Source organism: Actinomadura sp. KC216 (genome assembly GCF_004348535.1).
Lineage (GTDB): Bacteria > Actinomycetota > Actinomycetes > Streptosporangiales > Streptosporangiaceae > Spirillospora.
On sequence record NZ_SMJX01000375.1, the window covers coordinates 1 to 7,516 of the forward strand.

5 protein-coding genes are annotated in these 7,516 nt (G+C 69.4%); 2 read left to right on the plus strand and 3 right to left on the minus strand.

The window, feature by feature from the left end; translation table 11 throughout:
- Both E1264_RS44910 and E1264_RS37385 read right to left on the minus strand, forming a co-directional pair.
- Positions 1–251: hypothetical protein (locus E1264_RS44910; protein ID WP_207936756.1), on the minus strand; the 251-nt coding region annotated here is incomplete at its 3' end.
- 402 nt (positions 252–653) lie between these two features.
- A complete protein-coding gene (locus tag E1264_RS37385) occupies positions 654–2,435 on the minus strand; it encodes a phospholipid carrier-dependent glycosyltransferase (RefSeq protein ID WP_132181420.1) in 1,782 nt (593 codons plus the stop codon).
- Positions 2,436–3,159: 724 nt separating this feature from the next.
- Here E1264_RS37385 and E1264_RS37390 point away from each other — a divergent pair.
- Positions 3,160–4,821: an alkaline phosphatase D family protein gene (locus E1264_RS37390; RefSeq protein ID WP_207936758.1), complete on the plus strand. Its 1,662-nt coding sequence runs from the start codon at positions 3,160–3,162 to the stop codon at positions 4,819–4,821.
- Between the two features lie 134 nt (positions 4,822–4,955).
- Here E1264_RS37390 and E1264_RS37395 read toward each other — a convergent pair whose 3' ends face one another.
- Positions 4,956–6,098, minus strand: coding sequence for a winged helix DNA-binding domain-containing protein (locus E1264_RS37395; protein WP_207936760.1), 1,143 nt, complete (start codon positions 6,096–6,098; stop codon positions 4,956–4,958).
- Between the two features lie 248 nt (positions 6,099–6,346).
- Here E1264_RS37395 and E1264_RS37405 point away from each other — a divergent pair, with 248 nt between their 5' ends.
- Positions 6,347–7,207 carry an LLM class flavin-dependent oxidoreductase gene (locus tag E1264_RS37405; RefSeq protein WP_132181422.1) on the plus strand — a complete coding sequence of 287 codons (861 nt, stop codon included), beginning with the start codon at positions 6,347–6,349 and terminating at the stop codon, positions 7,205–7,207.
- The last annotated feature ends 309 nt before the right edge of the window (positions 7,208–7,516 follow it).

Genomic DNA, 7,516 nt, shown 5'->3' on the forward strand with positions numbered 1-7,516 from the left:
GGCTTGCACTTCTTTTTGCAGCACTTCTTCTTACAGCACTTGGGCTTCCCGCAGCCACCGCCGCCGCCCATGTGAACAGGCTGGAGCTGGCTCGGCTTGGGGTCGTTGCTGACCGGCTTGCGTGACCTGCTACTCGTCGCGGCGGAGGAACTCCGAGAAACCAGCGGCTGAATCAGTGCAAGCAGGAGCAAGGTAGCCACGATCAGGGCGATTCTGGCTTTATGCCTTCGCCGCAAGATCCAGTAGAACACGCGATAATCCCCTCTAAGCGATGAGCGCGCCAAAATGGCACGCTCGGCGCAACCCACTCTTCTGTGAGCTCTCGACAGGAGCCGCTGGCAGGCCAAGCGGCAAGGACCGAAACGCTATGAACGGTCCCCCACATCTTGATCAAGAATGACGATGGAGTGGACTCTTTAGGATTTTTTGAATATCCAGTTGGAGTGTCCTGGGGAAAATCGCTTTGGCGCTGATGAAGACCGGGCACGATGGACGTTTCGCTTGGCGTCGCCCGGCTAGCGCGGTTTGGGACGATTTATTCGGGCGGGTTCATCGTGGACGTCGTGATTCGTGGTGTGCTTGGTTGTTGGTGCTCGACGTCTAGGGTCCTATATGTTTTTGGGCTACCCCAGTAAATGTCCGCTACGGAGTTCTCATGGCGCTGTGGTCGTGTTCGCCTTGCGCCATGCGACCCAGCCGCCGAACCCCGGTCGGCGGGCTGAGACGACATACCAGCCCGCCGGAGCGCCCGGCCACGTCTTCGCGATCGGGACGCCCCAAGTCCATGGAACGACGACCACGGTCAGTTCCTCCGGCAGCGGGAAACGGCCGAACCGGTCGATCGGCACCAGGCCGTGGCGGGATTGGAATGCCTGAAGGACCCAGACTCGCCACCCCATGTCAGGGAAATTCATGCCGACTTTGTCCGTGGGGCGAAGTTCGTGCTTCAGGCTGGCTGTTGCGGCGAATCGCTCGTCCCATGGGGCGACGACCTGATGGGTCGTGACGATCACGGCGGCGATGTTCAGGGCGGCGACCATTCCGGCAACCATCAGCCTTCCGCCCCTGCCACCGTCGGCGATCGGTACGGCGGCAGCCGCGAGGATCAGCAGGACCGCAATGGTCACGATCCACAGATGGAACTCTTCCCAGTTCCAGGAGAGGAAGCTGCTCTCGGCGAAGTCGGTGGAGAGGAAGAAGTCCTTGGAGAGCTGGTCGCCGGCATACAGCCATACGATGGCACCCGCCGCCAGCGTGATGGCGGCGGCAATGGGCGCTGCGCAGAGCGCGGTCAGCTTTGGGGCCTGCATGACGAGGACGATGGCGGCCAGGAAGAGGACCGGGGCCAGACAGGTCAAGTACCGGCCGTAGGCGAAATTGGACACGGTGCCCTCGTCCGGTGTGCCCGCCGAGGTGGCGAATGCGATGCCGACAGTGGAGATGGCGGCCTGGGCGGCGACGACGCGGGTGCCCAGGGGGACGCTGCTGCGTTTCATGGCGACGGCCAAGGCGACGAGCCCCACCGCGGCGATCCCCCAGGTCGAGACGATCAGGTACCACAGCTTTCCGGCGGTCAGCGAGAGCGTCCAGCGGAGTCCGGAGAGGTTGGTGAGCCGGTCGACCAGAAGGTCTTCCAGCCCGTAGGTGCCCCGGGGATACAGCCGCGAACTCAGCAGGTCGTTGAGCTGCGTGCCCGCGACGGTGGTCATGACGAGCAGCCAGGCCGCGATCGTGATGCCGTGCCGGTTCCCCCACCGCTTCCACCACGCCACGCCCAGAGTCACCGCGAACACGATGACGATGACGAAGCCGCGTACGTGGACCCAGGACATGTAGGCCGCCAGCACGGCGGCCATCACACCGGACATCTGCCGTTCGGACGCGAGCCAGGAATGCACCAGCAGCAGCCAGCCGAGGACCATGACCGGCAGGACCGCGTCGGTCAATGCGAACTGGCTGTAGTGGACGCTCGACGGTATGAGCGCGGTCAGCGTGGCGGCGATGTAAGCGGGAAGCCGATTCATCCCGAGCCGCCTCAGCGCAAGGTACGCCAGCGGAAGCAGCAACGCGGCGATCAAGGCATTGGTGACCAGGGCGGCCCGGTACACGACCGACGGATCGTCGCTTATCCAGTTCGCCGGTGTGAGGAGGAGCCCATAGCCGCTGTAGTACAGCGGCCGTCCGGTTAGGTCGGCGACCGCACCGCCGGCGAAGAAGCGGCCGGCCAGCAGATATCCGGCCTCGTCGGGGACGTAGAGCGGAACGTTCCGCCAGTTCTCCAGCGCCACCCGGATCAGCACTTGGACCAGCCAGCCGACCGCCAGCGGCACCGTCCACCAGGGGGCCCGGCCGGTCCCCTTTTGCGGCGCGGTCTCCGGATCGCCTTGGGTGACCGGCTTCCTTCGATCGTGTAGTGGCGCGTCGATATCGAACATTGCTAGCCCCCTGGAGAATACCGCCGCCCATCCCGCTCGGGCCGGGTGTCCGCTATTCGCCAATTATTCGTACATTTACGTGGAAGGTTGCCGACGAAGCTTTTGCTGGGGTCGAGTCCCGATACTGCGTGGCCGCTGCATGAGAACGCCTCAAGTGAGGATATGCTCGGGGACGAAGAAATCGAACGTTCCGCAAGCGCTATTGGCGAAATCCAGAGGCAACTCTTCGCCTATCAAGACCAACCGCCCAGCTTCTGCGGCGGCCGCTGCGGCAGGCGGGCGTGGGCTGCGTCCTTGGCGGCCGCTGGGGCGGCGGACGGCCGGTCGTCTCGCCGTGCGGGTGGTGGACGAGGGCGGCGGCTGCGGTGCCTTTCGGTCGCTGGGGTGCTGTTCAGGGCTGCGGTGTGTTCGGTGCCTGAGGTTGTGGTCGATAGAGGTCTGCAGTCCCGTCCACGGTCCTCGATTGCCGGCGTCTGAGCCATCCTTGATCGGGCGAAATAGCGAATGCTTATGACGTCATAAGGTGCCTGGATAGCATCCTCGCGAAAGGCCAATAGGCATCTGCTCGCTGGCAACCGCAGTGTGGCCGGGGCGACATCTTCGGCCGCTAATGCGCAGGTGAGCGGACGTTGTTCGCATCCCGGTCGCTTCGGTGTCAGTTTTCACCCCTGCCGACGTTCACCGATCTGCGATCATCCTCCTGTATTGATTGCAAGGAGGGTGTATGTCGGAAATGTATCCGCGACGCCGGTTCCTGGCCACCGGCGGAGTCGCATCGGCGCTGGCCACAGGCCATATTCTGGTCGGCCCGGCGCTGCTCGGACGGGACGGCGCGGTCGCCGCCGTCCGCTCGCACGGTGGCGCCCCGCTCCCGAAGGGACTGTTCACACTCGGCGTCGCGTCCGGTGATCCGCTGCCCGACGGGTTCGTCCTGTGGACGCGCCTCGCCCCGCGCCCGGTCGACGGCGGCGGCATGCCCGACCGGCAGGTGCCGGTGGCCTGGCAGGTCGCCGAGGACGAGCGCTTCCAGCGCGTCCGCGCGCAGGGGGTGGAGGTCGCGCGGCCCGAGCAAGGCCACGCGGTGCACGCCGAGGTCGGCGGGCTGCAGCCGGACCGGCTGTACTTCTACCGGTTCCGGGTCGGGCAGGAGGTCTCGCAAGTCGGCCGCAGCCGGACGGCGCCGGCCGCCGGCACGGTCAACCGGCAGCTGCGGTTCGCGTTCGCCAGCTGCCAGTCCTGGCAGGACGGCTACTTCACCGCCCTCCACCACCTGGCGCAGGAGGATCTCGCGTTCGTCGCCTTCCTCGGCGACTACATCTACGAGTCCTTCCCGCGGACGACGACCGTCCGCACGCATGAGGGCAAGGACGAGCCGTACACGCTGGTCCAGTACCGCAACCGGCACGCGCAGTACAAGACCGACACCGACCTTCAGGCCGCGCACGCCGCGTTCCCCTGGATCGTGACATGGGACGACCACGAGGTCGACAACAACTGGGCCGACGAGATCCCCCAGGACCCCGACAAGCAGCCGCGCGAGAAGTTCCTCGCCCGCCGCGCCGCCGCGTTCCAGGCCTACTACGAGCACATGCCGCTGCGCCGGTCCACCCTTCCGCGGGGGATCGACATGCGGCTGTACCGCAGGCTCGCCTTCGGCCGGCTCGCCACCGTGCACGTGCTCGACACCCGCCAGTACCGCAGCGACCAGCCGGCCACCCTCGCCGAGGCGAACGACCCGGCCCGCACCATGACGGGCGCGGAGCAGGAGAAGTGGCTGGTGGACGGCATGTCCCGCTCCGGCGCCCGCTGGAACCTGCTGGCCAACCAGCTGATGTGGGCGTCCAACGACCGCAAGGCGGGCCCCGACCAGGTGTTCGACTTCGACAACTGGGACGGCTACCGGGTGCAGCGCCGCCGCCTGCTGGAGTTCTTCGGCTCCGGCAAGGCGTCCAACCCGGTGGTGCTCACCGGGGACCGGCACGCCACCTGGGTGTGCGACCTGAAGCCCGACTTCGACGACGAGGCGTCCCCGGTCACGGGCGCGGAGATCACCGGGACCTCGATCAGCTCGGGCGGCGACTCCGACCCCGTCGCGTTCCACAAGACGTACGACCCGATCATGGCCGAGAGCCCGCACTGGAAGTACATCGGTAACCGGCGCGGATATGTCGTCTGCGATGTCAGCCCGTCCCGCCTGCTGGCCTCGCTCCGCATCGTCAGCACGGTGTGGACGCCGCGCGACACGACGATCGCCACGGCCGCGCGGTTCGAGGTCGAGGCGGGACGCCCCGGGATCCGCGTCGTCGACCAGATCTCCCCCGAGACCGAGGTGCGGACCCTCACGCGGTCGCCACACCGCTACGACGTTGACGACGACCAGTTCTGACGCGACGCGCCCCCGCCACCAACGAGCGGGCGGAAGTCCGTCTCGCTGGCGGGGCTTCTCGTCGACTCCCGAAGCCTCCCGATCCTGACCTCCGCGAGCCGTCAGGCGAACGGCATGGCGGCGGGAGTGGCGTGTCAGGCGTGGCCGCCGACGGTCACCGGGCCGATCGTGAAGGTGGTCCGGGTGGCCTCAAGGACGTGCGCCACGCGCTCGACCTGCTCCTCCAGCTCCGTGTGCTGCGCTCTGGTCAAGGGGACGAGCGGCTCCGCGGTGACGTCGAGGCGGCGGCCCGAGCGGCGCTGGTGCCACAGGCCGGCGACGACGCCGTCCACGAGCAGGAGCTGGAAGTTGCCGCGCAGCGCCCGCTCGGCGGCAGCTCCCGGATACAGCAGTTCCGGGGGCTGGTTGCCGACGCGGTAGGCGTAGACGTCGAAGTACGGCAGCAGCCGCACGCCGCGTGGCACGTCCACTGGCGTTTCGGTGTCGCCCGCCGCGACCCAAGCTTCCGTGCCCTCCACCTCCACGCGTTCCAGGTCGAGCGACGCGAACAGCTCGGCCGCCCAGGCGGCGGGCGCGTTCAGCCAGTGCGCGAACCGGGCAGGCGTCGACGGTCCGTAGGCGTGCAGGTATGAGCGGACGAGCCAGGCGAGCGCCGCGTCCGCCGGGGCGGGCCTGAAACCGGGGTCCAGGCGGCGCGGGCTGGAGTAGGTGACCTTGCGTCCCCGCGCCGGGCCGAAGCACATCGCGCCGCGCTGCCCCGCCAGCGCCATCGCCTGCCGCCAGCGCGGCCACAGCGTCTGGAAGGCCGGCATGACCAGGTCGCCGGCCCACGGCCCGGTCCGCTCGACGACGGCCTCGGTGAGCTCGTCGACGGTCAGGTCCGCCTCGTCCACGGCGGCGGCGATGGCCGCGACGACCTCCTCGGTCTGCTCCGGGGTCATGCGCACGCCGTCCTGGAACGGGCTCGGCGGCGGGGGCAGTGCCGACAGCGCCCCGACCCACATCGGCAGGTCGCGCGTGGGAAAGACGTGCACCGTCCCGCGCGGCCCGTGGGCCTTGACGAGGCTTCGCTCCTCCCACAGGGCGCGCCGCACGTCGGCGCGGGTGGCTCCGTCCATGCGCAGCCCGATCCCGAGCTCGGCCGCCGTCATCACCTGCGCGTGGACGCCGGCCATCCCCGCCGCCACCTCCGCGGCCCCTCCTCCGGACGGGGCCGCCAGCGCATGCCGCTCCAGCCGCCGCGCGCACACGTCCGCCCAGGACATCGTCACCGTCATCAAAGGCTCCCCGGGTGTCCGTTCCGTAGCGGGATGTCGCGTCCGGGTTAGGCTACTCGGAGTGGCCGGACGCACCAGGCCGGCCGAACACACCGTCACGAAGCCGAACACACCGCCAAGAACCGGCGGACGCACCGTCCCGCATCACCACCGCCTACGCCGCCGCGCCCGCGCCCCGCAGCGCCCCGGCGGCCGTCTCGGCCATGACGCTCCCGTCCGCCGCGAACCTCGCTCCCGGAAGGACGCACATGGACATCGGAATCGGCCTGCCCGCGACCATCCCCGGCACGCCGGGCACGCAGATCGTCCAGTGGGCGAAGGCCGCCGAAGACCGCGGCTTCGCCACGCTCGGCGTGATCGACCGGCTGGTGTACGGCAACTGCGAGCCGCTCGTGACGCTGGGCGCGGCGGCCGCGGTCACCGCGCGGATCCGGCTGATGACCTCGATCCTGCTGGTGCCGCTCCGCGCCAACGCCGCGCTGCTCGCCAAGCAGGCCGCGACCGTGAACCACCTGTCGGGTGGACGGCTCGTGCTCGGCATGGCCGTCGGCGGATACGAGGACGACTACGCCGCCTCGGGCGTCCCCTTCACCGGACGGGGCCGCCGCTTCGACGCGATGCTGGACGAGATGACGCGGATCTGGGCCGGCGAACCTCGCGGCGCCGCCGGGGCGATCGGTCCCCAGCCGGGTGTGCCGCCGGAGCGGCTCGTGTTCGGCGGCCACGGCGAGCGGCCCTTCGCCAGGGTGGCCGCCCGGGGCGCCGGCTGGATCGCGGGGAGCCGGGGCGTCGAGACGTTCCGGGAGGGCGCGCGGGCGGTCCGGGACGCGTGGGCGCGGCACGGCCGCGACGGCGAGCCTCGCCTGATGGCGCAGCCGTATTTCTGCCTCGGCCCCCGGGCGCGGGCGGACGCCGAGACCTTCCTCATGGACCACTACGCCGTCGAAGGCTGGGACGCTGAGAAGGTCGCGTCCCTGGCGCTCACAAGCACTGGGGCCGTCCGCGACGCCGTCGCCGCCTACGAAGAGGCGGGCTGCGGCGAACTCATCCTCTTCCCGTGCAGCCCCGACCCGGAGCAGGTCAAACTGCTCGCGGACGCCGTCCTGTAGGCGGAACGAGCGAGCGCGGACGCCGGCCGCCAGGCCGTGATCGGCGCCGAACCGGCGGACGTCCAGCCGACAAGGCGCCCTAGCCGGGCGACCCATTCGACCGCTGCGGAGGCGTCGGCGTCGTCCATGCCGGAAGGTCATCCGTTGGTTCACGCGGAACGGACGCGGACGCCGTGCCGCAGGCCAGCGCGAACGGGGCACGAACGAGGCGCGGACGAGGCGCGGACGAGGCGCGGGTGCTGACTGGTAGGCCGGGGCGAACGCGGCGGACGTCGCGCCATGGGGCGAGGCCAACGCGGGGTGTGGGGG